Here is a 26,748-nt window from a genome sequence, read left to right on the forward strand (position 1 = left end):
GGGCGCATGGACCTGGACGGGGCCGTCATCGTCGCGCTGGGCGGTAATATGGCCGGCGACTATGGTTCGTCCGAGGCTCTTCTTGAGGCGGCGCTCGCTCGTTTCGCCCAGGCGGGATTGCCTGTGGTTCGCCGGTCGTCCTGGTGGAGCTCTGCCGCCTGGCCGGACCCGACCGCCAACGAGTATCGCAACGGCGTCGCGGTTGTCGAGACGAAGCTGGCCCCGCTGGAAGCTCTGCATACCCTTTTTTCAATCGAAACCCAGTTTGGTCGCCTGCGGAGCGAGAAAAACGCAGCCCGGACGCTGGACCTCGATCTGATCGCCTACGGCCAGGCCGTTCAGGCCGCTGATGACCTGATCCTGCCCCATCCTCGCGCGCATGAGCGGCTGTTCGTCATGGGGCCGCTCGCGGAAATTGCGCCGAACTGGCGCCATCCGACCCTCGGAAAGACCGCGCGCGAGCTTGCGGAAGGCGCCTCGGTGGGCCTCGACGCCCGTCCGGTCTCGAAAAAGGCGCAAGGCGGGCCGATCTGACGCGCCATGCGGCGTTGCACAACGCCGTCAAACCCTCTATTTTGTTCGGTTCTACCCCCGACTTGAGGATTCCATGGCCCGCGTCACCGTCGAAGATTGCATCGAACGAGTTCCGAACCGCTTCAGCCTCGTGCTGTTGGCGGCCCACCGGGCCCGCGCCATTTCGGCCGGCTCGGCTATCCTGGTCGATCGCGACAACGACAAGAACCCCGTCGTCTCTCTGCGCGAGATCGCCGATGACGTGGTGGACGCGGAGGAACTGCGCGAGACCCTGATCGGGACCCTGCAGCGCGTTGATGAGCGTTCGGAAGCCGAGGAAGAGGCCGAAACCCTCGCCCTGCTGGCCGATCCGACGCACATGCAGATGAGCGAACTGGAATTGGTTCGCGCCCTGCAGAGCGACCGTGACGGCGGTCAGGAGGAGCGGTACTGAGCCCGGAAGGCTCAGAACCCCTCACGCTTACGGCGGCGCCTGAACCCGCCGCCGACCAAAGGACTGCGCCGCCGACTCCATCCCGGCCCCCGCGCATGCTCCGCCAGTATGAGCTGATCGAGAAGGTCCGCTCCTACGATCCGACCGCCGACGAGGCGATCCTGAATCGCGCCTATGTCTACGCCATGCGCATGCATGGCTCGCAGAAGCGCGCCTCGGGCGACCCCTACTTCGCCCACCCCATCGAGGTGGCGGGCATCCTCACCGACTACCGGCTCGACACCGCGACCATCGTCACGGCGCTGCTGCACGACGTGATCGAGGACACCCCGGTCAGCGCCCAGGACATCACCGACCTGTTCGGGAGCGAGATCAGCGAACTGGTGGAGGGGGTCACCAAGCTCACCAAGCTGGAGCTGAACAGCGAGCACACCAAGCAGGCCGAGAACCTGCGCAAGTTCATCCTGGCCATCTCCAAGGACGTCCGCGTCCTGATGGTCAAGCTGGCCGACCGCCTGCACAACATGCGGACGCTGCATTACATCAAGAGCCCGGCCAAGCGCGAGCGGATCGCCCGCGAGACCCTGGACATCTACGCCCCGCTGGCCCGTTCCATCGGCTGTCACCGCATCTGTTCGGAGCTGGAGGAGCTGGCCTTCGAGCATCTGAACCCGGTGGCCCGCGACGCCATCGGCCGTCGGTTGGAAGCCCTGCGGATCGAGCAGGGCGGGGCGGTCGCCGTGGTTTCGGCTGAAATCGCCGCCAAGCTGGAGGTGGGCGGGCTCTCCGCACGGGTCTTTGGCCGCGAGAAGAACCCCTACTCGATCTGGCGCAAGCTGCAGCGCAAGTCGATCGGCTTCTCCCAACTCTCCGACATCTACGCCTTCCGGGTGATCGTCGACTCCGAGGAGGACTGCTACCGCGCGCTCGGCGTGATCCACCGCGCCTGGCCCAGCGTGCCTGAACGGTTCAAGGATTTCATCTCCACGCCCAAGCGCAACAACTACCGCTCCATTCACTCCACCGTGGTCGGGCCGCGTGGGATGCGCATCGAGATGCAGATCCGCACCGAGGCGATGGACCGGGTGGCCGAGGAGGGTGTGGCCGCGCACTGGCGCTACAAGGACAAGTCCTACGGCTTCGACGCTGAGGCTCAGGCCGACGCCGGCGGCCGCGACCCGTTGCTGAACCTGCGCCATCTCGTCCAGGTGCTGGAGCATGGCGGTGACGTCGAGGAGCTGGTGGAACACGCCAAGCTCGAGATGTATCTCGACCAGGCCTTCGTCTTCACGCCCAAGGGCAAGCTGGTGAGCCTGCCGCGCGGCGCCATGCCGCTGGACTTCGCCTATGCGGTCCATACCGACGTCGGCGACACCTGTATCGGCGTGAAGATCAACGGCGAACTTAAGCCTTTACGGACGACTCTTCAGAACGGGGACGTGGTTGAGGTCATCCGTGGCGCCAAGCCCGTGGTGCCGCCCGACTGGCGTTCCCTGACGGTCACCGGCCGGGCCCGCTCGGCCATCCGCCGCCATATCCGCCAGACAGAAAAAGAAGAGTTCACCCGCTTGGGCCGCGCCACTGTGGAGCAGACCTTCGAGCGCGCCGGCAAGGCCCGCAAGGACGTCTCTCTGAAGCCCGCCGAGGAACGCTTCGCCGTCGCCACCGAGGACGACCTGTTCGAGATCGTCGGCCGGGGCCGCATCTCGCCGACCCAGGTGCTGGACGTGATCTTCCCCGGCTTGAAGGCCTCAGACCGCGAGGCGGCCACCGCTGTGCGCCGGATCGAGGGGGGCAAGGCGGCGCGGCTCTATGTGCGCGGCGGCGGCCTGACCCCCGGCGTCTCCCTGCACTTCGGCCAGTGCTGCACCCCGGTGCCCGGCGACCGGATCGTCGGCATCATCGAGCCGGACGGCGGCGGCCTGACGGTGCACACCATCGACTGCGCCAAGCTAGCGGAATACGAGGACAAGGAAGACCTCTGGCGCGACCTGCAATGGACGCCGGAGGCCGAGCGCAACACCGTCACCCTTTCGCGTTTGACCGCCACCATCCGCAACGCCCCGGGGGTTCTGGGGCAGGCCTGCACGGCGATCGGCGAGGCGGGCGGGAACATCGTGAACCTGCGCATGCACCGACGCCACGCCGATTTCTTCGACGTTGATGTCGATGTCGAGGTGAAGGACGCCCGCCACCTCACCCACATCGGCGCAGCTCTACGCGCCAATCCGTCCATCGAGACGGTGGAGCGGGCGAAGGGCTAAACTTCAGTCGGACCGATCTCGCGCTTCACGAGGCGCGCGCCAGGCGCGGGGCGCCCGCGTAGCGCGCGGCGTCGGCGTCCACCGTCACCCGGCGCATGTGGCGTCGCTGACCGGGATAGTCGTTCAGCGCATAGTGCCAGACCGAGCGGTTGTCCCAGAAGGCCACCGAGCCCGGAGCCCAGGCGAACCGCGTGGTGAACCGCTCACCCCGGCAATGCTCGAACAGGAAGTCCAGCAGCGGCTTTGACTCCCGCTTGCTCCAGCCCTCGATCTTCATCGTGAAGGCCGGATTGACGTAGAGCGCCTTGCGCCCGGTCTCCGGGTGGATGAGCACCATGGGGTGGATGAACTCGCCGGTCGCGCCCTCAGCCTCGGCGACGTTCATCGAGGAGCGCTTCTGGGCCGAGTGCCCGCTGGCGGAATATTCCCGACCCGCCGAGTGGACGGCGTTCAGGGTCTCCAGAGTGGCGCGCAGGCCGGGAGTCAGGGCTTCATAGGCGGCGGCCTGGCTGGCGAACAGGGTGTCGCCGCCATAGTCGGGCAGTTCCACCGCATAAAGGATGGAAGCGATGGAGGGATGCTCCAGGAAACTCATGTCGGAGTGCCAGCCGCCGCCAAAGTTCACCCGGTCCTGCGGCTCCTTGATCACCTCCATCACCTCGGGGTGATCTGGCATGCCGGCGACATAGGGATGGATGTTCATCGTCCCGAACCGGCGTCCGAAGGCCAGTTGCTGCTCGGGCGTCAGGGCCTGATCACGGAAGAATATCACCTGGTGCTCGACAAAGGCCGCCCGGATCTCGGCGATAGTGGCCTCGTCTAGGTCCTGGGAGAGGTTGACCCCGGAAATCTCGGCGCCCAGGGCGCCGGCGGTGCGGCGGATAGTCAGGTTCGGCATGGCGTTCGTCCTCCGGGCCACCTTATCGGTGATCATCCGGCGATTTCGTCACGTCCGCCGCCCGCGTTCAATCCCCGGCGCGCGCAGTTTTTTCTTTCGCGCGGGTAGGACGTCTGGTCCTCCCGCCTAGCTTTTCAGGCCGGCGACCCTTAACTCCGCGCTACGGCCCCGCTGCCAAGGATGTCGCCATGACCGCCAACGCCCTGACCTGGCGCGCCGCCCTGCTGGCGCTGGCCGTGGTGGCGGTGTGGGGAACTAATTTCGTGGTGATCAAGGTGGCGCTCGCCCACCTGCCGCCGCTGACCTTCGCGGCCCTGCGCTTCACCTTCGCCCTGCTGCCCGCGGTGTTCTTTCTCAAGAAGCCGGACGCGCCATGGCGAAATCTGGCGGCCTATGGCGTGCTGATCGGTCTTGGTCAGTTCGGCATGCTCTACCTCGCCATGCAGCACGACATCTCGCCGGGCCTCGCCTCCCTGGTGGTGCAGGTGCAGGTGTTCTTCACCATCGGCCTGTCCATGTGGCTGACCGGCGAGCGGGTGAAGCGCTTCCAGATCGCGGCCCTGGTTCTGGCCACCGGCGGCCTGGCGGTGATCCTGATGCACACCGACGGCTCCACCACCCCGCTGGGCCTGGGTCTGGTGCTGATTGCGGCTGCGAGTTGGGCCGGCGGCAACATGGTGCAGCGCTCCACCCCCGGCGTGAATTCCCTGGCCTATGTGGTCTGGGCCAGCTTGTTTTCGATCCCGCCGCTGCTGATCCTGGCCCTGGTGTTCGAGGGGCCCGAGCGGATGCTGATAGGGGTACAGAACGCCGACATTGGAACCTGGGGTGCGGTGCTGTGGCAGTCGGTGGGCAACACCCTGTTCGGCTACGCGGCCTGGGGCTGGCTGCTGGCCAGGTATCCTGCGGCGACCATCTCGCCCCTGGCCTTCTTCGTGCCGGTGTTCGGCATGGCCGCCTCGGCGGCTCTGCTGGGAGAACCAATGCAGGACTGGAAGCTCATGGCGGCCGGCCTGGTCCTGGGCGGTCTGGCGCTGAATATGTTCTGGCCGATGCTGCGCAGGCGCCAGGTTCAGGCCTCGTAGGCGTATATCCGGTAGGGGACCTCGATCCCTTGTGGCTTGGAAAACTTCATCGTGTCCTCGACGAAGTGGAAGCCCAGCCGCTTCAGGACGGCGCCGGATGCCGGGTTCTCCGCATTGTGCCCGGCGACGATCCGCCTCAGGCCCGCGGTCTGGACCGCGAAGTCCATCAGGGCGGCGGCGGCCTCGCGAGCAAAGCCCTGACCCCAATAGGGTTCATCGAACCAGTAACCTATCTCGCCGGATGTCCCGTCGATGTCGTCGATGTCGGCGGTTCCGATCATCACGCCGTCCAGCAGCACGGCGAAGCGGTAGGCGGTCCCCGCCGCCCACTCCTGGCCGTGCAGGTCCGCCCACTCGACCATGGCCGCCTCGGTGGCCGGCCAGGGGGCCAGGCGCAGCATGCGGGTGACGTTCCAGTTGGACTGGATCTGCGCCATGCGCGGGGCGTCGCCGGCCTCAGTGGGGCGCATCACCAGTCGGGGCGTGGTCAAACGGATGTCGCGGCTCAGCATGGATTGCGTCTCGTCCTCCACCATCCCAGATGACAGCCTGACGTGGCTTCGCTATGCCGCGTCAAGGAGGCGCCATCATGAACACCGAACAGGTCCTGGAAGAATTCCGCGCGTCGGGCGCCCTGCGTGAGGGGCACTTCGTGCTCTCCAGCGGCCTGCATTCCGGTGTCTTCCTGCAGAAGAACCTGGTCTTCCAGTATCCCGACCGCACTGAGCGGCTGTGCAAGGCGCTGGCGGCGAAGATCATCGAGGCGGTCGGCCCGGTCGATCTGTGCATTTCCCCGGCGGTCGGTGGCATCATTCCGGGCTACGAGACCGCCCGCGCCCTGGGCGTGCCTTCGATGTATGTCGAGCGGGAAGGGGGCGGCTTCAAGCTACGCCGCGCCTTCTCGATTCCCCCCGGGGCCCGCATCGCCATGGTGGAGGATATCGTCTCCACTGGCCTGTCCTCGCGCGAGTGCGTCGAGGCCATCAAGGCGGCCGGCGGCAATGTTGTGGTGGCCGCGGCCATCGTCGACCGTTCGGGCGGCAAGGCTGATCCCGGCGCGCCCTTCGTGGCGCTCGCCCGCCTGAATGTCCCTGCCTATCCCGCCGACCAGCTGCCGCCTGAACTGGCGGCGATCCCGGTGGAAGACCCGGGCAGCCGGAGACTGCACGGATGAACCGTCTGCGCCTGGGCGTGAACATCGACCATGTGGCCACCATCCGGAACGCCCGGGGGGCCACCTATCCCGATCCGATGCGGGCCGCCGAGATGGCCATGGCCGCCGGCGCCGACGGCATCACCGCCCATCTGCGGGAAGATCGCCGGCATATCTCCGACGCCGACATGGACGCCTTGGCCCTCATCACCCGCAAGCGGGGCATCCCGCTGAACTTCGAGATGGCGGTGACCGCCGAGATGGAGGCCATCTGCCTGGCCCACGTCCCCCACGCCGCGTGCCTGGTGCCCGAGCGCCGGGAAGAGGTGACCACTGAGGGCGGCCTCGACGTCGTGAAGGGTCACAACGCCATCGCGCCGACGGTACGTCGCTTCGTGGAGGCGGGGATCCGGGTCTCCTGCTTCGTCGACGCCGACCTCGACCAGGTGACGGCCGCCAAGTCGGTCGGCGCCCAGGTGGTGGAGCTGACCACCGGCCCCTATTGTGACGCCGTCCGCGACCGCTCCCCTGACGCGCCGCGCCTGCTGGAAAAACTCCGCGCCACGGCGGCTGAGGCGCACCGGATCGGGCTGGAGGTCCATGCCGGCCACGGGATGGACTACGAGACCGCCAAGCCCATCGCCTCGATCCCTGAACTGATGGAGCTGAACATCGGCCACTTCCTGATCGGAGAGGCGATTTTCGTGGGTCTGGCCCCGGCTATCCAGCGGATGCGCGCCCTGATGGACGAAGCCCGCGCCGAGCGCGCGGCATGATCCTCGGCATTGGCTCGGACCTGTCTGACATCCGCCGCATCCAGGGCAGCCTCGACCGGTTCGGGGAGCGGTTCACCCACCGCATCTTCACCGAGATCGAACGCGCCCGGTCGGAGCGCAAGCCGGACAAGGCGTCGAGCTACGCTAAGCGCTTCGCCGCCAAGGAGGCCTGCGCCAAGGCGCTGGGCACCGGCATGCGGGCCGGCGTCTTCTGGCGCGACATGGGGGTCGTCAACATGCGTTCAGGCCAGCCCACCATGGCGCTGACCAACGGCGCCCTGGCCCGCCTGGAGAAGATGGTCCCCGCCGGCCACAGGCCGGTGATCCACCTGTCTCTCACCGATGACCACCCCTACGCCCAGGCCTTCGTGATCATCGAGGCCGTGCCGCTCTGATCGGCTTACGTCCGCCACCCGCGGAGGCTGGGAGCCGGGGGCGACCTTGGTGCAAGGCCAAGGGCGCTGCGGTCCCACCGAGGTCTGTGCTAGGCTGAGGCGCATGACGGGGGTCTACAGAGCATCGCGACGCAGGGTCGCGCACGGCCAGCGGTGGTGGTTCGGTCTTGTGGCCCTGCTGCTCGGTTTGGTCCTGCCTCAGGCGCGCGGGCCGGATGAGAAGGCGCCAGCCGACCGATCGGTTCAGCAGTCGGTGGCCGCCCAGGCCGCGCCTGAACTCTCGGCGCGGATCAAGGCCCTGGGTCGCGGGTTCGATGGCCGCGTGGGTATCGCCATCCGCGACGTCGATGAGGGCTGGACCGTCGCCTTCGACGGCGACAGCAAATATCCGCAGCAAAGCGTCTCCAAGCTTTGGGTGGCGCTCGCCGCCCTCGACGCGGTGGACAAGGGCCAAATGGCGCTTGGCGACACCTTGGTTGTCCGCAAGGACGATCTCAGCATCTTCCACCAGCCCTTGCGCAAGCACGTCGGCGACAACGGATATCCGGTCACGGTGGTGGAGTTGATCCGCGGCGCCATCGCCCAGAGCGACAACGCCGCAAATGACGTCCTGGTGGGCCATGTGGGCGGACAGGCGGCGGTGCAGGCGATCCTGGATCGCCACAGGCTCAAGGGTGTCTGGGCAAGTCCGCCGGAGAAGGACATGCAGACCCGGATCGCAGGCCTCGACTGGAAGCCGGAATATTCCTTCAAGCATACCTTCTGGGAGGAGCGCGACACCCTGTCGCCGGAGGCGCGTTCGGTGAATCTCGCCGCCTACCTGCAGGATCCCTATGACGCCGCCACACCGGTAGGTCTCGCCACGGGCCTGGCGCGGCTCAAGCGCGGTGAGCTCCTGTCACCGGCCTCCACCGAGCTGCTGCTGGGGATCATGGGCGAGACCGCCACGGGCCCGAGCCGCCTGCCGGCGGGGCTCAGCCGCGGCTGGACCCTGGCGCACAAGACCGGCACCGGCCAGGTCTGGGGCGCCGTCGCCACCGGGTTCAACGATGTGGGGATCATGACCGCGCCCGACGGCCACAGCTATGCGGTCGCCGTGATGATCGCCCAGACCCGCCGCCCGGTTCCCGAACGCCAGGACCTGATGGCCGCCGTGGCCCGCGCGGTGGTGGCGCACCACGACAAGGAAGCCACCCGATGAAGGCGCTCTGGATCGCCGCCGCCCTGTTGTTGTCGAGCTGCGCCACGGCGCCGTCTGACCTGCTGGCCAAGGTGCAGAACGACATCAAGGATGACATGCCCCCTGTGCGCCCGGCCGGACGGCTGTTCGCTCCGGTGGTGATCTCCCATGATGGCGTTCGCGACTGGCATGTCGACTTCGAGCGGCAGGGCATGGCGTGGTGCGGCACCGGCGGCTGCACCCATAAGCTCTTCGTCAGTCGGTCGGGGGGCGGCTACGTCCTGGCTTTCGACGAACAGGTTCGCGAGCTGGCGCTCCGCCACACGCCCAAGGCTACGATCCTCGACCTCGAAATCCACGGCACGCATTGCGGGCTGGCCGGTGTGAATGAGTGCCGCCGCAGCTTCCTGTGGGACGAGGCGCAGGGCCGCTTCGGGGAGCAGCCCAATGCTCACGGCGACGGGCGGCTTGCGGGACCGCTGTTTCAGACGCTTCCCGTCGCAGAAGGCGACTATCCGCTCGCCGTCGTTGACGCCCTGCGCGACCTGGCGGACTCCTGCGCGACCCTTGGCGGAAAATACGAGGGCGCTTTGGCGTCCAGGTCGCCGGATGTGACCGGGGATGGCGAGGTCGACTGGATCGTCGGCTCCGAGTACGGCGGATGCCTCAAGCGCGACGCGGAGGGGCAGGCGACGCCGCTCGCCGACTCAGGCCTGCGGATCGTCAGCGGCGACGTCGTGGTCCTGACGCGGGAGGGGCCGGTCTATGCCGTCGATGTCGCCAGCACCCCGGCCACCTTCATCGGTATCGCGACCTCGGAAGACTGCGGTGGCTACGACCAGCAAGGCTGCATGGAAACGCGCTACAGCTGGGATGCCGCCGCCGGTCGACTGGTCGCCGGGCCGGCGGTTCGAGGACCGTCTCTCCGGCTGGAGTAGGCGCACGGGCTCTGCGACCCATTCGCCTGGATAAAGAGTTCACGGGCGCGACTCTTGCCGCTGGGCTATGCAGCGGTTAGCTACAGGGCCTCAATACCCCGGTCCGCCCGATGTTCGGAACCCATCTATGACTGAAGACGTGCACAGCGCGGACAGCTCCGACAAGTCCGGAGCCCTGAACGAGGTCGTCGAGATCGTGAAAACGGTCGTCTACGCCCTGCTGATCGCGCTGTTCCTGCGGGTGCTGTTCTTCCAGCCCTTCACGATTCCGTCCGCTTCGATGGACCCGACGCTCCTCGAGGGCGACTACATCATCGTGTCGAAATATTCCTACGGCTATTCGAAGAACTCGATCCCCTTCAGCCCACCGATCTTCAAGGGCCGCATCTTCGAGAAGACGCCGGACCGTGGCGACATCATCGTGTTCAAGCTGCCCCGCGACGGCCACATCGACTACATCAAGCGCCTGGTGGGCCTGCCCGGCGATCGGATTCAAGTGACCGGCGGCGTGCTTCACATCAACGGCAAGGCCGTGCCGCGCAGGCCGCTGCCCCCGGTGATGGTGGATTCCGGCTACGGCTTCACGCGCAATGTCGAGCGCTACGAAGAGACGTTCCCCAACGGGAAGAAGTTCATCACCTACGATTTCGGCCCCGATGGCGATGTGGACAACACCGGCGTCTACGTGGTGCCCGAGGGCAACTACTTCTTCATGGGCGACAACCGCGACAACTCCCTCGACAGCCGGGTCCCCTCCGAGATCGGCGTCGGCTACGTCCCCGCCGAGAACCTAGTGGGCAAGGCCCGGATCATCATGCTGTCCTGGAACAAGGGCGCTTCGCTCTTCAAGCCCTGGACCTGGGTCCTGGACGCGCGGCCAAGCCGGTTCTTCAACGTCCTGAAATGAACAAGCGCGAAGTCGCGGTCTCCGAACTCGAGGCCCGCATAGGCCACGTGTTCCAGGACCGGGAGCTTCTCGAGCGGGCCCTTACCCACGCCAGTGTCGGCGACGGCGCCACCAAGGTGCGCCATAACGAGCGGCTGGAGTTCCTGGGCGACCGGGTGCTGAACCTGCTGGCCGCCGAGGCCCTGATGGACCGCAACGGCGAGGCCCGCGAGGGCGAGATGAGCCGGTTGATGGCCACCCTGGTCAACTACCACGCCTGCGCCATTGTCGCGCGCCAGGTCGGTCTGCCCGATGCTCTGCGGCTGGCGGCCAGCGCCACCAAGATCGGCGCCCGCGAAAACGACACCGTGCTGGGCGACGCGTGCGAAGCGCTCATCGCTGCGCTATACATCGACGGCGGAATGGACGCGGCGCGGACCTTCTTCCAGACCTTCTGGGCGCCGCAGTTCGAAACCCTCGACGAGCCGCGCAACAAGGATTCCAAGACCCGGTTGCAGGAGTGGGCCCAGGCCCAGGGCCTGGCGCTGCCGGCCTACAGCCTGGTCTCCCGGACCGGCGCCGACCACGCCCCCGTCTTCACCGTCCAGGTGGCGATCGAGGGCTACGAAACACAGGCGGCCCAGGGCCGCTCGAAACAAGAGGCCGAAAAGGCCGCAGCTCAGGTGATGTTGTTGAAACACGAGACCGCCCAATGACCCGCGCAGGTTTTGTCGCCGTGATCGGCGCGCCCAACGCCGGCAAGTCCACCCTGACCAACCGCATGGTGGGCGCCAAGGTCTCGATCGTGACCCAGAAGGTTCAGACCACCCGCTTCCCGGTGCGCGGCGTGGCCATGGAGGGTGAGACCCAGATCATCCTGGTGGACACGCCCGGCATCTTTACCCCGCGCCGCCGGCTGGACCGCGCCATGGTCCGCTCGGCCTGGGGCGGAACCGAGGACGCCGACGCCGTGGTTCATCTGGTGGACGCCGCCGCCGAGATCGCGGTCAACGAGGGCAAGGGCAAGGCCGCCGACCGCCGCGGCATGGCCGACGTCGACACCATCGTCGAGGGCCTGGAGGCCGCCGGAAAACAGGTGATCCTGGCGCTCAACAAGATCGACGGCGTCAAGCGCGAGAACCTGCTGGCCATCTCGCAAAGGCTTTTCGAAACCGGCGTCTACACCGAGGTCTTCATGATCTCGGCCGCCACGGGCGCGGGGGTCGAAGACCTCACCAAGCGTCTCGTCGAGCTAATGCCTGAGGGGCCGTGGCTCTATCCCGCCGACCAGACCGCCGACCTGCCGGTTCGCCTGCTGGCCGCCGAGATCACCCGGGAGAAGATCTACCTGCGCGTCCACGAGGAACTGCCCTATGCGGCGGCCGTGGAGACCACCTCCTTTGAGGAGCGCAAGGACGGCTCCCTGCGCATCGAACAGACCATCTATGTCGAACGCGACAGCCAGCGCCCCATCGTGCTCGGCGCGAACGGCCAGACCCTGAAGTGGATCGGCCAGAAGTCCCGCGAGGAACTGACCACCCTGCTGGACAAGACCGTCCACCTGTTCCTGACAGTGAAGGTCGACGAACGCTGGGCCGACAAGCGCGAGTTCTACGGCGACGTGGGTTTGGACTTCGATGTCTAAGATCCTCCCCCAGGCCGCAGGCCGATGTGGGGGAGGTGGCAGGCAGCGTAGCTGGCTGACGGAGGGGGATCGACGTAGTCGACCTCTTCGGCCCTCAAACAAGAGTCAAAGTCCCCCTCAGGCGCTTCGCGCCAGCTCCCCCGGGAGGGGAGCATCTGGGCTCGTACGCGTCTGATGGAATTCGAAGACGACGCCTTCGTGCTCTCGGCCAGGCCCCATGGGGAATCCGGGGCCATTGTCGAGTTCCTGACCGCCGCCCACGGCCGTTATGCCGCCCATGTGCCGGGCGGCGCGTCGCGGCGCATCAAGCCGTTCCTGCAGCCCGGCGCACGGACGGTGATGTCGTATCGCGCACGGGTCTCCGATCAACTGGGCTCAGCTTCGGTGGAGCCGGTGGGGGAGGGGCCGTCGGCCCTGTTCGACGACGCCCTCGCCCTCGCGGGACTATCAGCGGCCGCCGCCGTGGCCGCCGCGGCCCTGCCGGAGCGTGAACCGCATCCGGGCGCCTTCTACGCCTTCGAGGCCCTGACGGATTCCCTCATCCATCCAGACATCTGGCCGGCCATCTTCGTGCGGTTCGAGGCGGGACTGTTGCAGGACCTGGGCTTTGGCCTGGACCTCTCCAAGTGCGCCGCCACGGGCGCACTGGACAACCTGATCTATGTCAGCCCCCGCACCGGCCGGGCGGTCTGCGCCGAGGCCGGCGAGCCCTATAAGGACAAGCTCCTGCACCTGCCGCCCTTCCTGCTCTCGGCCCAGGGCGGCATTCAGCCCGGCGACGTCCGCGCCGGCCTGGATCTCACCGCCCACTTCCTGCAGGCCTTCGTGTTCAATCCCCTGAACCGGCCGTTGCCCCAGGCCAGGCTCTGGCTTGTGGACCGTCTATCTGACGCAGACCGGCTCTAGAGACGCGAGCGCCGCGGGCCGCTAGAATCACCGCCCAAACGAGTTCGCGATTCTCCCATGTCCAAACACACCCCACCGCCCTTCGAGGGCGACGGCGACCGCATCATCGACGAGCCGCTGTCGGAGGCCCTGTCGCGGCGGTATCTCGCCTATGCGCTCTCCACCATCACCGGCCGGGCGCTGCCTGATGTCCGCGACGGCCTGAAGCCCGTGCACCGGCGACTGATGTACGCCATGCGCATGCTGCGGCTGGACCCCACCACCACCGCCAAGAAGTGCGCCCGCGTCGTCGGCGACGTCATCGGCAAGTATCACCCGCACGGCGACGTGGCCGTCTATGAGGCCCTGGTCCGCCTGGCCCAGGACTTCGCCCAGCGCTATCCGCTGGTGGATGGCCAGGGGAACTTCGGCAATATCGACGGCGATAACGCCGCGGCCATGCGCTACACCGAGTGCAAGCTGACCGTCGCCGCCCAGTTGCTGCTGGACGGGATCGACGAGGACGCGGTGGACTTCCGCTCCACCTATGACGGCGAGGACGAGGAGCCCGTCGTCCTGCCGGCCGGCTTCCCCAACCTGCTGGCCAACGGTTCCTCCGGCATCGCCGTGGGCATGGCCACCTCGATCCCGCCGCACAACGCCGCCGAGCTGATCGACGCCTGCCTGGTTCTGTTGAGCAACCGCGAAGCCACCACCCTGGACCTGCTGGAGCACGTCCAGGGCCCGGACTTCCCCACCGGCGGCGTGATCGTCGAGCCCAAGGCCTCGATGGCCGAGACCTACGAGACGGGCCGGGGCGGCGTCCGCGTCCGCGCCCGCTGGTCCAAGGAGGACAATGGCCGCGGGACCTACCAGATCGTCATCACCGAGATTCCGTATCAGGTGAAGAAGGCCGACCTGGTGGAACAGCTCGCAGGCCTCATCGAGCTCAAGAAGGCCCCGCTGCTGGGGGACGTGCGCGACGAGAGCGCCGAGGACGTGCGCCTGATCCTTGAGCCCAAGAGCCGCAACGTCGAGCCCGAGGTGCTGATGGAGAGCCTGTTCAAGCTCTCCGACCTGGAGACCCGTTTCCCGGTCAACATGAACGTCCTGGACGCCCGGGGCACGCCCGGCGTCATGAGCCTGAAGCGCTGCCTGCAGTCCTTCCTGGATCACCGCCGCGAGGTGCTGGTCCGCCGCGCCCGCTTCCGCCTGGCGAAGATCGAGGCCCGGCTGCACATCCTCGACGGGATGGTCATCGCCTTCCTCAATCTGGATGAGGTGATCCGCATCGTCCGCTACGAGGACGAACCCAAGGCCAAGCTGATCGAGGCCTTCGAGCTTTCTGACATCCAGGCCGACGCCATCCTCAACACCCGCCTGCGCCAATTGGCCCGGCTGGAGGAGATGGAGCTGCGCCGCGAGCATGCCGAGCTGGCCGAGGAGCGCGACGGCCTGGTGAAGATGCTGGCCGACGACAAGCAGCAGTGGAAGCTGGTGGGCGTTGGTCTGAAGGACGTGCGCGCCATCCTCGGCCCCGACACCACCCTTGGCCGCCGCCGCTCGACCTTCGACACCGCCCCCGTGGTGGACGCCGACGCCGCCATCGAGGCCATGATCGTGCGCGAGCCGATCACCGTGATCCTCTCCGAACGCGGCTGGATCCGCGCGGCCAAGGGCCGGGTGGAGGACCCCTCGGAGCTGAAGTTCAAGGAAGGCGACAAGCTGGGCTTCCTGGTCCCGGCCGAGACCACCGACAAGCTGCTGATCTTCGCCTCCGACGGCCGCTTCTTCACGGTCGGCTGCGACAAGCTGCCCTCGGCCCGTGGCCATGGCGAGCCCCTTCGGCTGATGCTGGACCTCGACGACAAGACGGACATCATCGACATCTTCCCCTTCAAGGCGGGCGCCAAGCGGGTGATCGCCTCGAAGGAGGGCTACGGCTTCGTCATGCCGGAAGAGGAGGCCATCTCCGCCCGCCGCGCCGGCAAGCAGGTGCTGAATGTGGGCGCCAAGGGCGCGGCCTTCGCCATGCCGGCCACCGGCGACCACCTGGGGGTCATCGGCGACAACGGCAAGATCCTGATCTTCCCGCTCGCCGAACTGCCGGAAATGCCGCGCGGTAAGGGCGTGAAGCTGCAGACCTACCGCGAGGGCGGCCTGCGCGACGCCATCGTCTTCAACGAGACCGACGGCGCGACCTGGATCGACGGGGCCGGCCGCACGCGGGTCTGGGCGGAGTGGAAGGACTGGCTCGCGCGGCGCGCCGCCGCCGGCAAGCTGGCGCCGAAAGGCTTCCCGACGAGCAAGCGGTTCAAGCCGAAGTAGCCGGTGATGGTGGATCCCAAGATCGCCGGGCGGATGCAGCCCTACTTGATGGCGGGCGAGCGCCTTACCTGGACCGGCCAGCCTCCGGCGGGGCTAATGCTCGGAGCTCGAGACCTGTTCCTCATCCCCTTCAGCATGATGTGGGGCGGGTTCGCCATTTTCTGGGAAAGCAATGTGCTGCGGTCAGGCGCGCCGGGGTTCTTCGCGCTTTGGGGCGTTCCCTTCGTCCTCATCGGTCTCTACCTGATTTTCGGACGGTTCTTTGTGGACGCTTGGGTCCGAGGCCGGACCTCGTACGCCCTGACCAACGGGCGAGCGCTTGTTCTCCGTTCGGTGTTCGGCGAGCGGCTACTTACGACCAACCTCAACGGCTCAGTAGAGGTGCGGGATCGCAGGGGCGAGCGTGGGACCTTGGGCTTTAGCCGACAAGACTTCGGCGATCTCCTGAACGCGATGCGCGGATTCTCGATCTGGATGCCCAGTCTCGATGATCGGGTTCAATTCCTGAAGATCGACAGGGTGATGGACGTTTATCGCCTGGCCGCAGGACGCCCCTGACGCTCGCCTCACCTTGACTTTCGACCCCCCTCATGCGCCCTTCCGCGCCTTGATTTTCTAGAGCTTTGGCGACCATGCATCCCCACCGTTCCCATACCTGCGGCGCCCTCCGATCGGCGGACACGGGTCAGAATGTCCGCCTGTCGGGCTGGATCCACCGCAAGCGCGACCACGGCGGGTTGATGTTCATCGACCTGCGCGACCACTACGGCCTGACCCAACTGGTGATCAGCCCCGAGACCCCCGGCTTCGACCGCGTCGAGCGCCTGCGCGCCGAGAGCGTGATCCGGGTGGACGGCGTGGTTCTGGCCCGCTCGGCCGACACCATCAATCCGAACCTGCCCACCGGCGAAGTCGAGATCCGCGTGTCGTCCATCGACGTGATCTCCGAGGCCGCCGAACTTCCGTTGCCGGTGTTTGGTGAGCCGGACTATCCCGAAGAGCTCCGGCTGAAGCACCGCTATGTCGACCTGCGCCGCGAGACCCTGCACAAGAACATCGTCCTGCGCTCCAAGGTCATTCACTCGATCCGCAACCGCATGATCGGCCAGGGTTTCCTGGAGTTTCAGACCCCGATCCTGACGGCCTCGTCGCCGGAAGGCGCGCGCGACTTCCTGGTGCCCTCGCGTTTGCACCCGTCCAAGTTCTACGCGTTGCCGCAGGCGCCCCAGCAGTTCAAGCAACTGCTGATGGTGGCCGGTTTCGACCGCTACTTCCAGATCGCGCCCTGTTTCCGCGACGAGGATCTGCGCGCCGACCGCAGCCTGGAATTCTACCAGCTCGACGTGGAGATGAGCTTCGTCACCCAGGACGACGTCTTCGCGGCCATTGAGCCGGTGATGCACGGCGTCTTTGAAGAGTTCGCCGACGGCAAGAGCGTCACGCCCTATCCGTTCCCGCGCGTCCCCTATCGTGACTCCATCGCCTGGTACGGCACCGACAAGCCCGACCTGCGCAACCCCATCAAGATGGCCGACGTCTCCGAGCGTTTCCGCGGCGGCGGATTTGGCCTGTTCGCCCGCATCCTGGAAGACAAGAAGAACGCCGTCTGGGCGATCCCGGCTCCCAAGGGCGGCTCCAGAGCCTTCTGCGACCGCATGAACTCCTGGGCTCAGGGCGAGGGCCAGCCGGGCCTGGGCTACATCTTCTGGAGCGAGGACCAGGGCGCCTGGGGCGGCCCCATCGCCAAGAACCTGGGGGCTGAGGCCACCGAGGCGCTGATGGCCGAGATCGGCCTGGGGCAGGGCGACGCGGCCTTCTTCGTGGCGGGCGATCCGAAGGGCTTCTACAAGTTCGCGGGCTCGGCCCGCACCAAGGTCGGGACCGACCTGAAGCTGATCGACGAGGACCGCTTCGAGTTCGTCTGGATCGTCGACTTCCCGATGTTCGAGATGAACGAGGAGACGAACCACGTCGACTTCTCGCACAACCCCTTCTCCATGCCGCAGGGTGAGATGGAGGCCCTGGAGACCAAGGACCCCTTGGACATCCTCGCCTACCAGTACGACATCGTCTGCAACGGCTATGAGCTCTGCTCCGGCGCGGTCCGCAACCACCTGCCGGAGCTGATGCTGAAGGCCTTCGACATCGCCGGCTATGGCCCGAGCGTGGTCGAGGAGCAGTTCGGCGGCATGCTCAACGCCTTCCGACATGGCGCGCCCCCGCACGGCGGCCTGGCCCCCGGCATCGACCGCATCGTCATGCTGCTGGCCGGCCAGACGGCCATCCGCGAGGTCATCGCCTTCCCGTTGAACCAGCAGGGCCAGGACCTGCTGATGAACGCGCCGTCGGAAGTCGACGAGAAGCAGCTCAAGGAACTTCACATCCGCCTGGCGCCGCCGATCAAGGTCTAGGCGCGGGCTCCAGGGCGGCGATCGCCTCGCGGATCAGCCGCAGGTCGCCCTCGATGTCGAAGTCTTCGGACCAGGTCGCGCCCATGCGGACGATGACCAGGTCCTGGCTGGGCATAACATAGATGCGTTGGCCCAGGCGGCCGGACGCGAAATAGGCGTCGCGGGGCATGCCGCCGCGCACCCGGCCGCGCGCATTGGCGTTCTCGCTGTCGTTGGTCCAGAGGCCGGCGCCGTAGTCCGATCCCAGGGTCGCGCGGGTCGAATAGGCCACCCAGCCCTCCGGCAGGATGCGGCGCCCGTCCGCGACCCCGTCGTGCAGGTACAGCAGTCCCAGCCGCGCCCAGTCGCGCGCCGGCGCCAGCATGCGGGTGGAGCCGATGGGGGTTCCCGCCGCGTCGGTCTCGAACACCACCCCGCGCATGCCCAGCGGATCGAACAGTTCGCGCCGGGCGAAGTTGAGCACATCGGCTCTTGATCCGCCGACCTGCTGGCGGACGATGGCGGCGGCGATCAGAGTGTTGGGGCTGGCATACTCAAAGCGTTCGCCGGGCTTGGCTTTCAACTGGCGGCTCGCGGCATAGGCGGCCATGTCGGGCTCGATGAACATCATCCGCGAGGTGGGGTCGAAGCCTGTATCACGCTCCTCGACCCGCAGGCCGCTGGTCATCCGCAGCAGGTTGTCCAGGGTGATGGCGCGTCGGGGATCGCCGTCCTTCCAGGCGGCCACCGGCGCCGGCGCCGTCACATCCAGTCTTCCGTGGCGCACCAGGACGCCCACCAGGGCGTTGATGGCCGTCTTGCTGGCGGAGTATCCGAGCAGCGGGGTGTCGACGGCGACGCCCGGCGCATAACGTTCGGCGACGATCTTCCCGTGCTGGACGATCACCACCGCCCGGACCCAGCGGTGCGGAGGATGGGCGGGCTCGACGAAGACATGATCGAGGGCGGCGATCAGGGCGGGATTGTCGGTTTGCACGGGTGAAGGCCCGGCCAAGGCGTCTCGTCTCAGGCTCGGCGGTGTCACGACGACCGCCGGCTTCGGCGATTCGCCATAGGTGAGGCGGCAACCTGCTGCGCCGCGATAGGTGGCGCGGCTGGCGAACAGCCCGGCCCAGGTCGCATCGACGGCTCTATGGGTGCGATCGATTTTGTGACGCAGCAGGGGGCCCAGCAGGCGCAGGCCGGGATTTGGAGCGAGGCTCTGGGCGTAGACCAGGTCGGCTGGCAGACCGGAGACGAAGACCTCGGAACACAGGGTCAGGGCGACATTGCCGGTGGCCACCTGCAGGGCGCGGTCGGGTCGGAAGGCCAGCGCGGTGACGATAAGCAGGATCGCCACGACGGCTCGGATCATGGCCCGGCGGGACATGGCCTCAGTCGGCGCTGATCAGGTAGCGCGGGTCGCTGGGTGGGGTCGGCGGCGTGGGCGGCCGCGCCAAGTTGCGCGGCGCCACCGGCGGTGTGGGCGCCGTCGGCCGCCAGCCGGTCCAGCGCACCGAGCCGCCATGGCAGCCACGGGCCACGAGGCCCGACGGCAGTTTCGTCGAGTTGTCGGCGCAGGCCTCGTCGAGTTGGTCCTGGTCCAGGTTGCGGGCCTTCGACAGATCGACGCCGTACAGCATGGTGCGGCGCAGGCTGGCGTTGCGGAAATCGGCGCCGGCGAACATCGCCCCTGACAGGACTGCTGAATCCAGATTGGTGTCGCGGAACGAGGCGCGCTCGAAACGGCCGCCTGCGAGCACCGCCCCCTGCATGGAGGCGTCGCGGAAGCTGACCCCACGCGCGTCGGTCTTGCTGAAATTGGCGCCGGTCAGTTCGCTGTCATTGAGTTGAGCGCCGCTCATGGTCGCCTTGCCGAAATTGGCGCCCTGGGCCTGCACGTCGCGCAGGTCGGCGTTCGAGAGATTGGCGGCGCTGAAGCTGACACCCTTGGCCTGGACGTCCCGCAGCTTGGCGTCGGAGAGGTTGGCCGAGCCAAAATTGGCGCCGACCATCTGAGATTCCGACAGATCGGCGCGCGACAGGTCGGCGCCGGCGAAGTTCGCGCCATAGAAGCGGGCCTCACGCAGGTCCGAGCCCACCAGGGCCGCGCCGGCGAAGTTGGCGCCGTTGAACTGCGCGCCGGTCAGCTTGCGGCCCGACAGTTCGCATTTGGCGCAGGCGCCGCCGAACGAGACCAGCTTGGCCACTTCCTTGTCACCGGCCATTGCATTGGGGGCGAGCGCCATCACGGCCAGGAACGCGGCCAGCGGGGCGATGCGGGTCAGGGCGGTGCGGAAAGAGCCGAGCATGACCAAAACATGTGCCTGCGCAGGGGGCTGTGGGCTACTTAAATCGCGGTAATTCTTGAGAGATTAGCATCCGGGCACACGCAGGCCGGGTGGCAGCTGGGTCGAGCCATCACCGCAGGCGCGGTTGAGTTGAGCTTGGGAAAGGCCCCGCGCCCGATCCATCTCGGCGCCGGACAGGTTGGTCCCGTCCAGTCGCGCGCCGCGGAAATTGGCGCCCTGCAGATAGGTCCCGACGAAACTCGCGTGGGTCAGGTCCGCGCCGGCGAAATTGGCGCTGGAGAATACGCCACCATAGGCGTTGACGTCCCGCAGGTCCGCGCCGCCGAAATTGGTGCGATTCATCACCGAGAGGCTGAGGTCCGACTGCCGCAGCCGCGCGCCGGCGAAGTTCCGGCCCCTGATCTCCAGACCCGAAAAATCGGCCTGAAACAGGTTGCACTTGGGGCAGCTGGCCCCTTTGCGCGAGGCGGCGATCTGGCCAGAGTTCTGGGCCTGAGCGGGCAGGGCGGCCAGAAGCGCCATCAGGCTGAGCAGGGCGAGCGGTTTCATCTGCGGCGACTTGAGGCTCCGGCGAACGACCCCTTCTGCCTAGGGCAGAAAGCTTACGGTCCGGTGACCATGCCGGTTCAACCCGTGCGGTCGTTGTCCTGGGGACCAGCGCGGACACCGCAGGATTCGCAGATCAGGCTGGCGCCCTTGCGCACCACGGCTAGGTCCCCGCAGGCCGCGCAGACGTCGGCCTCCAGGCGCGCGGCCCGCGCATTGGCGCTGGGCAGGAACACAAGGTTGTCGGGCGTCGCGCCGCGGGCGAAGCCGCGGGAGATGAAGTGGGAGGCCGGGATATTCTCCGGCTCTGGCTCGCCCTCATCCTGGCCGCGCCCCAGGCCGTCGGCGTTCAACTCCCCGTCGGCGTTGGCCAGCTCATCTCGGCCCAGATACGAAATGCCGAGTTCGCGGAACAGGTAGTCGAGGATCGAGGTGGCCGAGCGCACCGAGTCGTTGCCGGTCACCGGTCCGGCCGGCTCGAACCGGGTGAACACGAAGGCGTCGACGAACTCCTCCAGCGGCACGCCGTACTGCAGGCCGATGGAGATGCCGATGGCGAAGTTGTTCATCAGCGATCGGAAGGCCGCGCCCTCCTTGTGCATGTCGATGAAGATCTCGCCCAACTCGCCGTCGTCGTACTCTCCGGTATGCAGATAGACCTTGTGGCCGCCAACGGCCGCCTTCTGGATATAGCCCTTGCGACGGTCGGGAAGCTTGCGCCGGGTGCGGTCTCGCTCGACGATGCGCTCGACGATCCGTTCTTCGGGTGGCGGCGCGGGACGCTCGGCTTCGCGGGCGGCGCGCGCCGGGGCCTCGGCCGCCTTGGGCAGGTCGAGGAAGAAGCTCAGCGGGGGATCGGACCGGCGAATGCGCACGGCCGCGACCTGGGCCTGGGCGGCCTCGGCCAGCATGGCCTGGGCGTCGGCCGGCGCGGTGTCCCACTCCAGCTCGATCTCGGCGATGGCAGGCAGGTCCAGGGCCGGCTGCACGGTGGCCAGCATGGCGAAATAGGGGGTCGGCCCCAGGTCCTCGGCGGTGAGAAAGACCTGGCGCTGGTCGACCGTCAGGAAGGGCGCGTCGGTGAGCGCCCCCCCGCCCAGGACGTGAGCCTCGGCGGCCGCGATCTCATCCTCGCTGAAACCGGCCAGCTTCAGGGTGTCGAACTCGGGATCGGCCAGGGCGGCGTCGCTGGCGCCCAGCACGTCTGACAGGAAGCCTGCCTCCACCACCGAGGGAGAGAAGGCGTCGCGCAAACGGGCGGCGAAGGGCAGGGCGGCCTCGGCCGCGGCGATCTCGTGTTCGGTGAAGCCGCGCGCCTTGAGCGCCGTGTGATCGACCCCGGGCGCCTCGGAGAGGTCCAGGCGGCCGATCAGGAATGCGCGGGCGGCGGGCACATCTGCGCCCAGCGCGGTCAGGCCCTGTAGGGCGGCTTCCGAGAGCACCCGGGTCAAGGCCCCGTCCTCGGTCTCAGCGACGGTGACCGGACCCAGCCACGGCGCGGCGGACGTGGAAGCCCCGCCCAGGCGCAGGGCGAGGTCGGGGTCGTCAAAGACCGCCAGACCGCCGGTTAGCGGGATGTCGGCCATGGCGGTCCGGGCGCGCTGATAAACCTCGCGCACGGCGAGGCGTCCGGCGTTCGAATCATAGGCCAGGCCCTGGGCCGCCAGCCAGTCGGCGACTCCGCCCAGTCCCAGCGCCACCGGCCCCCCGAATGCGGCCAACGCGATGGCGGCCAGGCCCACGGTGTCGTCGAAACCCTCGCCGTCGAAGTCGGCCCCGGTCCCGAAGGCCAGCAAGTCCACCGCGCCGCGTGTCGAGGCCCAGGTCTCCGCGATCCGTGGCGCTGACTCGGTGGCGAAAGCGGCGACCACGACACCGGTTTCCCAGGCGGCCGCGGCCAGGGCCATGTCGTTCTCGGCGAGGCTGACCGGAATGGCGGCGATCAGGCCAGGGCCATCACCGCTCTCGAACTGGGCCTGGGCCGACCACAGGTCTTCCCCGGCGCGAGCCAGGGTCATGGCGTCCAGGATCATGACATCGGTGGCGCCGGCGCCACGGGCGGCCTCGGCGGCGCGGGCGAGGCTGAGATTGGATTGCGGATCGGCGCAGGCGGCGGGGTCGCCCGCGCAGCGTTGGATGGAGTCCATCACCCCTTGCAGGCGCTGGGCCAGGGCCGAGGCGGCGGCGCGCGCGGAGACCCGGCCCCGGCGGCGCGCCCGCAGTGTGGCCAGGGCCTTGACGTAGTCGGCGTCGTGGGCGGCGATGACGCCGGGCGCATCGAGGGCGCGTGGCTCGGCTATGGCCAGCCGCCCGGCCAGCAGGGCGGCGCCCAGATCGCGGCGGAAGGCGGCGCGGGTTCGGGCGTCCGGCAGCAGGGCCAAGCCGCCGGCCTGTTCGGCGATGATCTCGGCCTTGCGGAAGATGGCGGCGGGCAGATCGGCCTCGCCATCGGCCCAGTCCAGCCAGGCCTCGACTCGCGCGTCGGTCCAGGCAGCTGGCGCCAGGACCTCGACCACGCTGTCGGCGCGCTCAAGAGGCCTGCGTTCGATCCGGCCTGGTTCGCTTCGCAATGGTTTGTCTCCCACGGGCCCAAGGTTAGGCGCCCGAGGCGCTTGTCGCAACAGATGTTGTGGTCGCAGGCCAGTTCTCAACAACATCTTGCGGTGATCGCACCGCTGGACGGTCGGATGGCCCCCGCCTATAGTCCGCCCGCCTCCCAACCCCGTTGGATCTTCAAAAACGTGCTCAAGTCGATCTTTACCTGGTGGAACGGCGCCACGCTCGGCGCGCTCTTCACCGTCTGGCGCCGTGGCGTGCTCGTCGGCTCCGACGACATGGGTAACAAGTACTACCAGGCCAAGGACGACAGCGATTCCTACGACAAGGGTCGTCTGCGCCGCTGGGTGACCTATTCGGGCTATGCCGAGGCCTCCAAGGTGTCGCCCGACTGGCACGGCTGGCTTCATCACACCTTCGAGGAACCGCCGACCAAGGAGCCGCTGAAGCGGCAGGCCTGGGAGAAGGATCACCTTCCCAACATGACCGGCACCATCAACGCCTGGCGGCCCAAGGGCTCCATCAGCCGTGGTGGGGAGCGCCAGAAGGCGACCGGCGACTACGAGGCCTGGCGGCCGGAATAGTGGCCCGGCGTCTTCTTCTTAGCCTGACGGCCGGCTTCAGCGTCCTGGTGGCGGCTGGCTTCGTGGCCGCGCAGACCGCGCCTGTCGCCCCGACCGCGCCGGTTCCGACGCCTGCGCCCGTCGCGCCGTCCCCCTTGCCCGCGGCCAACCAGCCGCAGCCGGCCGAGGAAGCGCCGCCCGCCATCGTGCCCGTCCCGACGCCCGTCTCCACCCCGCCGGTCCAGGCCTCTGAGGTCGCCCCGGCGACGCCGCCCAAGGCGCAGGCCGTGGATAAGCCCGCCGAGAGCACGATCAAGCGCGCCCGCTACGATGTCGCGATCATCCAGGCCCTGGACAAGGTCAGCGCCGAGACGGTGCGCTTCGAGGCCGCCGTCGGCCAGCCGGTGCGCTACAAAACCCTGGTCTTCACGGTAAAGGCTTGCGAACAGGCGGCCGCCGATGAGCCGCAGGAAGACGCGATCGCCTATATGACCGTGGACTCCCAGCCCCGCGCCGCGCCGGGTAAGCCGACCCCGCCGGCGCGTCAGGCCTTCAAGGGCTGGATGTACTCGTCGTCACCGGGCCTGCACCCGCTTCAGCACCCGGTCTACGACGCCTGGCTGATCACCTGCAGGACCGCCACCCCCGTCGTGGCCGCCGGCAGCCGCTGAAATTCACCTTCGGCGCCCAGCGCCTTGCCGAGCCGTCGGCGGTATGCGGCGCGGGATATCTCCTGCGTCCCGAACTGCGCCAGGTGCTCCGTCATGAACTGAGCGTCCAGCAGGACAAAGCCTCCGGCGATCAGGCGCGCCACCAGATGCACCAGCGCCACCTTGGAGGCGTCGGTGCGGGTGGAGAACATGCTCTCGCCAAAGAAGGCCCCGGCGAGAGACACGCCGTAGAGTCCTCCCACCATCTCATCGCCTGCCCAGCACTCGACGCTGTGGGCATGGCCGATCGCGAACAGGTCGGCGTAGAGGCTCTCGATGGGTCCGTTGATCCAGGTTTCCGTGCGCCCGGGCCGGGCGGCGGCGCAGGCGGTCACGACCTCGGAGAACGCCGTGTCGATCCGCACCTCGAAGGGATCGCGCCGCACGGTGCGCGCCAGGCGCTGGGCGACGTGGAAGTCGGCGAGGGGAATCACCCCACGCCGTTCGGGATCGATCAGGAAGACCGCGTCGTCGTCCCGGGCGTCGGCCATGGGAAAGACCCCACGGGCGTAGCAGTCCAGCAGCTCGGCAGGGCCGAACGTCGTCATGGCGCCACCGCGCGCGGCGTCAGGCCGAAAGCTCCGCCTGCGACTTCATCCAGCGTTCCAGCCAGTGGATGTCGTAGGTTCCCGAAATGATGTCGGGCTGGTGGATCAGTTCCTGGAAAAGCGGGATCGAGGTCTCGATGCCCCCCACCACCATCTCGCCCAGGCAGCGGTTCAGGCGCGCCAGGCACTCCTCGCGGTCGCGGCCGTGCACGATGAGCTTGCCCACTAGGCTGTCGTAGTCGGGCGGGATCGTGTAGCCGGCATAGAGGGCGCTATCGAGACGAACGCCCAGGCCGCCGGGGGCGTGGAAGTCGGTGACCAGGCCGGGCGAAGGCGCGAAGGTCTTCGGGTTCTCGGCGTTGATCCGGCACTCGATGGCGTGGCCCTCGAACACGATGTCCTCCTGGCGGAACGAGAGCGGCAGGCCCGCGGCGATGCGAATCTGTTCGCGCACCAGGTCGATGCCAGTGATGGCCTCGGTGATCGGGTGCTCCACCTGCAGGCGGGTGTTCATCTCGATGAAGAAGAACTCGCCGTTCTCGTACAGGAACTCGATGGTGCCGACGCCGAGATAGCCGATGGCCTTGATCGCATCGACCACCACCTTGCCGATCTTGGCGCGGCCGGCGGCGTCGATGACGGGTGAGGGGGCCTCTTCCAGCACCTTCTGGTGACGCCGCTGCAGGGAACAGTCGCGTTCCCCCAGGTGGCAGACATTGCCGAAGCTGTCGGCGATCACCTGGATCTCGATGTGGCGCGGGGTCTGGAGGTAGCGTTCCATATAGACCGCGTCGTCGCCGAAGGAGGCGCGGGCCTCGGCCCGGGCGGTGGAGACGGCCTCGGCCAGGTCTTCCATCGTCTCGGCGACCTTCATGCCGCGCCCGCCACCGCCGGCGGCGGCCTTGATCAGGACGGGGAATCCGATCTGCCTGGCGGCGGCGAAGGCCTCCTCCTCGGTCGTCACGGCGCCGTCGGAACCGGGAACCACGGGGATACCCGCGTCCTTCACCGCCTGCTTGGCGGTGATCTTGTCACCCATCATCAGGATGTGCTCGGCCTTGGGGCCGATGAAGGTGAAGCCGTGCGCCGTGACGATCTCGGCGAAGCGGGCGTTCTCCGACAGGAAGCCGTAGCCCGGATGGATCGCCTGGGCGCCGGTGATCTCCGCCGCCGCGATGATCGAGGGTATGTTCAGGTAGGACTTGGCCGCCGAGCGCGGGCCGATGCAGACGCTTTCGTCGGCCAGCCGCACCCACATGGCGCCGGCGTCGGCCTCGGAGTGGACCGCCACCGTCGAGATGCCCATTTCCTTGCAGGCCCGATGGATCCGCAGGGCGATCTCGCCCCGGTTGGCGATGAGGATTTTCTCGAACATCGCGCTTACTCGATGACGACGAGGGGTTCGCCGAACTCCACGGGGTCGCCGTCGCCCACCAGGATTTCCACCACCTTGCCCGCCTTGGTGGCCGGGATCGGGTTCATGGTCTTCATGGCCTCGATGATCATCAGGGTCTGGCCGGCCGTGACCGTGTCGCCGACCTTCACGAAGGCCGGGGCGTCGGGCGAGGGCTGCATGTAGACGGTGCCGACCATGGGTGACTTCACCAGGACACCCGCATTGCGGGAGGTGGCCGGGGTCTCGGCGGCGGTTCCGGCGGGGGCTGCTGTGGCGGCGGGGGCGGCGGCGACCGGCGCGGCGGCCATGGGGGCCTGCTGCACGTAC

Annotated in this window: 27 protein-coding genes; 18 read left to right on the top strand and 9 right to left on the bottom strand. The window is 67.8% G+C overall.

All coding sequences use genetic code 11. The features are described 5' to 3' along the window. Positions 1-6: 6 nt before the first annotated feature. The 3 genes from folK (at position 7) to AAC997_RS05940 (ending at position 3,231) form a co-directional block, all read left to right on the top strand. Positions 7-534, top strand: coding sequence for a 2-amino-4-hydroxy-6-hydroxymethyldihydropteridine diphosphokinase (folK, locus tag AAC997_RS05930; protein WP_340644764.1), 528 nt, complete (start codon positions 7-9; stop codon positions 532-534). A gap of 73 nt (positions 535-607) precedes the next feature. After that, positions 608-967: a DNA-directed RNA polymerase subunit omega gene (gene rpoZ / locus AAC997_RS05935; RefSeq protein ID WP_215340105.1), complete on the top strand. Its 360-nt coding sequence runs from the start codon at positions 608-610 to the stop codon at positions 965-967. 95 nt (positions 968-1,062) lie between these two features. Further along, positions 1,063-3,231, top strand: a complete 2,169-nt coding sequence (locus tag AAC997_RS05940) for a bifunctional (p)ppGpp synthetase/guanosine-3',5'-bis(diphosphate) 3'-pyrophosphohydrolase (protein ID WP_340644765.1) — start codon at positions 1,063-1,065, stop codon at positions 3,229-3,231. A gap of 25 nt (positions 3,232-3,256) precedes the next feature. Here AAC997_RS05940 and AAC997_RS05945 read toward each other — a convergent pair whose 3' ends face one another. After that, the gene (locus AAC997_RS05945; RefSeq protein WP_340644766.1) at positions 3,257-4,129 is read right to left on the bottom strand and encodes a TauD/TfdA family dioxygenase; all 873 of its coding nucleotides are present in this window, start codon (positions 4,127-4,129) and stop codon (positions 3,257-3,259) included. Positions 4,130-4,317: 188 nt separating this feature from the next. On the opposite strand from AAC997_RS05945, the gene AAC997_RS05950 reads away from it, so the two are divergent. Then, entirely contained in the window at positions 4,318-5,214 is an 897-nt protein-coding gene (locus AAC997_RS05950; RefSeq protein ID WP_340644767.1) for an EamA family transporter, read from the top strand. On the opposite strand, the gene AAC997_RS05955 is transcribed toward AAC997_RS05950, so the two are convergent. Beyond that, positions 5,202-5,726, bottom strand: a complete 525-nt coding sequence (locus tag AAC997_RS05955; RefSeq protein WP_340644768.1) for a GNAT family N-acetyltransferase — start codon at positions 5,724-5,726, stop codon at positions 5,202-5,204. The genes AAC997_RS05950 and AAC997_RS05955 overlap by 13 nt on opposite strands. 77 nt (positions 5,727-5,803) lie before the next feature. Here AAC997_RS05955 and pyrE point away from each other — a divergent pair, with 77 nt between their 5' ends. The 12 genes from pyrE to aspS all read left to right on the top strand — a co-directional run bounded on the left by pyrE (position 5,804) and on the right by aspS (position 17,811). Continuing rightward, positions 5,804-6,388, top strand: coding sequence for an orotate phosphoribosyltransferase (pyrE, locus tag AAC997_RS05960; RefSeq protein ID WP_340644769.1), 585 nt, complete (start codon positions 5,804-5,806; stop codon positions 6,386-6,388). Continuing rightward, positions 6,385-7,143 (top strand): pyridoxine 5'-phosphate synthase, encoded by a 759-nt coding sequence (locus AAC997_RS05965; protein WP_340644770.1) that lies wholly within the window; start codon positions 6,385-6,387, stop codon positions 7,141-7,143. The genes pyrE and AAC997_RS05965 overlap by 4 nt, the downstream gene beginning before the upstream one ends. After that, on the top strand, positions 7,140-7,538 hold the full coding sequence (gene acpS / locus AAC997_RS05970; protein ID WP_340644771.1) for a holo-ACP synthase: 399 nt from the start codon (positions 7,140-7,142) through the stop codon (positions 7,536-7,538). Before AAC997_RS05965 ends, acpS begins: the two co-directional genes overlap by 4 nt. Positions 7,539-7,641: 103 nt before the next feature. Continuing rightward, positions 7,642-8,739, top strand: coding sequence for a class A beta-lactamase (bla, locus tag AAC997_RS05975; RefSeq protein WP_340644772.1), 1,098 nt, complete (start codon positions 7,642-7,644; stop codon positions 8,737-8,739). Further along, complete coding sequence (locus tag AAC997_RS05980; protein ID WP_340644773.1) at positions 8,736-9,656, top strand: hypothetical protein; 921 nt, start codon at positions 8,736-8,738, stop codon at positions 9,654-9,656. The genes bla and AAC997_RS05980 overlap by 4 nt, the downstream gene beginning before the upstream one ends. A 127-nt stretch (positions 9,657-9,783) precedes the next feature. Beyond that, positions 9,784-10,563, top strand: coding sequence for a signal peptidase I (gene lepB / locus AAC997_RS05985; protein ID WP_340644774.1), 780 nt, complete (start codon positions 9,784-9,786; stop codon positions 10,561-10,563). Continuing rightward, entirely contained in the window at positions 10,560-11,258 is a 699-nt protein-coding gene (gene rnc, locus AAC997_RS05990) for a ribonuclease III (protein WP_340644775.1), read from the top strand. Before lepB ends, rnc begins: the two co-directional genes overlap by 4 nt. After that, positions 11,255-12,187, top strand: coding sequence for a GTPase Era (era, locus tag AAC997_RS05995; protein WP_340644776.1), 933 nt, complete (start codon positions 11,255-11,257; stop codon positions 12,185-12,187). The genes rnc and era overlap by 4 nt, the downstream gene beginning before the upstream one ends. A gap of 174 nt (positions 12,188-12,361) precedes the next feature. After that, positions 12,362-13,093, top strand: coding sequence for a DNA repair protein RecO (gene recO, locus AAC997_RS06000; protein WP_340644777.1), 732 nt, complete (start codon positions 12,362-12,364; stop codon positions 13,091-13,093). A gap of 57 nt (positions 13,094-13,150) precedes the next feature. Continuing rightward, positions 13,151-15,400, top strand: coding sequence for a DNA topoisomerase IV subunit A (gene parC / locus AAC997_RS06005; RefSeq protein ID WP_340644778.1), 2,250 nt, complete (start codon positions 13,151-13,153; stop codon positions 15,398-15,400). A gap of 6 nt (positions 15,401-15,406) precedes the next feature. Beyond that, a complete protein-coding gene (locus tag AAC997_RS06010) occupies positions 15,407-15,958 on the top strand; it encodes a hypothetical protein (RefSeq protein ID WP_340644779.1) in 552 nt (183 codons plus the stop codon). 65 nt (positions 15,959-16,023) lie between these two features. Then, positions 16,024-17,811, top strand: a complete 1,788-nt coding sequence (aspS, locus tag AAC997_RS06015) for an aspartate--tRNA ligase (protein ID WP_340644780.1) — start codon at positions 16,024-16,026, stop codon at positions 17,809-17,811. Here aspS and AAC997_RS06020 read toward each other — a convergent pair. From AAC997_RS06020 to AAC997_RS06035, 4 genes are all read right to left on the bottom strand, one after another. Further along, positions 17,801-19,180 (bottom strand): serine hydrolase, encoded by a 1,380-nt coding sequence (locus AAC997_RS06020; protein ID WP_340644781.1) that lies wholly within the window; start codon positions 19,178-19,180, stop codon positions 17,801-17,803. The genes aspS and AAC997_RS06020 overlap by 11 nt on opposite strands. A gap of 4 nt (positions 19,181-19,184) precedes the next feature. Further along, positions 19,185-20,102 carry a pentapeptide repeat-containing protein gene (locus AAC997_RS06025; protein WP_340644782.1) on the bottom strand — a complete coding sequence of 306 codons (918 nt, stop codon included), beginning with the start codon at positions 20,100-20,102 and terminating at the stop codon, positions 19,185-19,187. A 63-nt stretch (positions 20,103-20,165) separates the two neighbouring features. Next, positions 20,166-20,651: a pentapeptide repeat-containing protein gene (locus tag AAC997_RS06030; protein WP_340644783.1), complete on the bottom strand. Its 486-nt coding sequence runs from the start codon at positions 20,649-20,651 to the stop codon at positions 20,166-20,168. 77 nt (positions 20,652-20,728) lie between these two features. Further along, the gene (locus tag AAC997_RS06035) at positions 20,729-23,218 is read right to left on the bottom strand and encodes a ribonucleotide reductase (RefSeq protein WP_340644784.1); all 2,490 of its coding nucleotides are present in this window, start codon (positions 23,216-23,218) and stop codon (positions 20,729-20,731) included. Positions 23,219-23,389: 171 nt separating this feature from the next. On the opposite strand from AAC997_RS06035, the gene AAC997_RS06040 reads away from it, so the two are divergent. Then, positions 23,390-23,788 carry an NADH:ubiquinone oxidoreductase subunit NDUFA12 gene (locus AAC997_RS06040; protein ID WP_340644785.1) on the top strand — a complete coding sequence of 133 codons (399 nt, stop codon included), beginning with the start codon at positions 23,390-23,392 and terminating at the stop codon, positions 23,786-23,788. Further along, complete coding sequence (locus AAC997_RS06045) at positions 23,788-24,438, top strand: DUF2155 domain-containing protein (RefSeq protein ID WP_340644786.1); 651 nt, start codon at positions 23,788-23,790, stop codon at positions 24,436-24,438. The genes AAC997_RS06040 and AAC997_RS06045 overlap by 1 nt, the downstream gene beginning before the upstream one ends. Here AAC997_RS06045 and aat read toward each other — a convergent pair. The 3 genes from aat to accB all read right to left on the bottom strand — a co-directional run. Beyond that, the gene (gene aat, locus AAC997_RS06050) at positions 24,375-25,025 is read right to left on the bottom strand and encodes a leucyl/phenylalanyl-tRNA--protein transferase (protein ID WP_340644787.1); all 651 of its coding nucleotides are present in this window, start codon (positions 25,023-25,025) and stop codon (positions 24,375-24,377) included. The two genes, AAC997_RS06045 and aat, sit on opposite strands and share 64 nt — an antisense overlap. Positions 25,026-25,044: 19 nt before the next feature. Then, a complete protein-coding gene (accC, locus tag AAC997_RS06055) occupies positions 25,045-26,400 on the bottom strand; it encodes an acetyl-CoA carboxylase biotin carboxylase subunit (protein WP_340644788.1) in 1,356 nt (451 codons plus the stop codon). A gap of 5 nt (positions 26,401-26,405) precedes the next feature. Further along, on the bottom strand, positions 26,406-26,748 hold a 343-nt coding region (gene accB / locus AAC997_RS06060), incomplete at its 5' end, for an acetyl-CoA carboxylase biotin carboxyl carrier protein (protein WP_340644789.1).

This window comes from Phenylobacterium sp. (genome assembly GCF_037968635.1).
GTDB lineage: Bacteria > Pseudomonadota > Alphaproteobacteria > Caulobacterales > Caulobacteraceae > Phenylobacterium.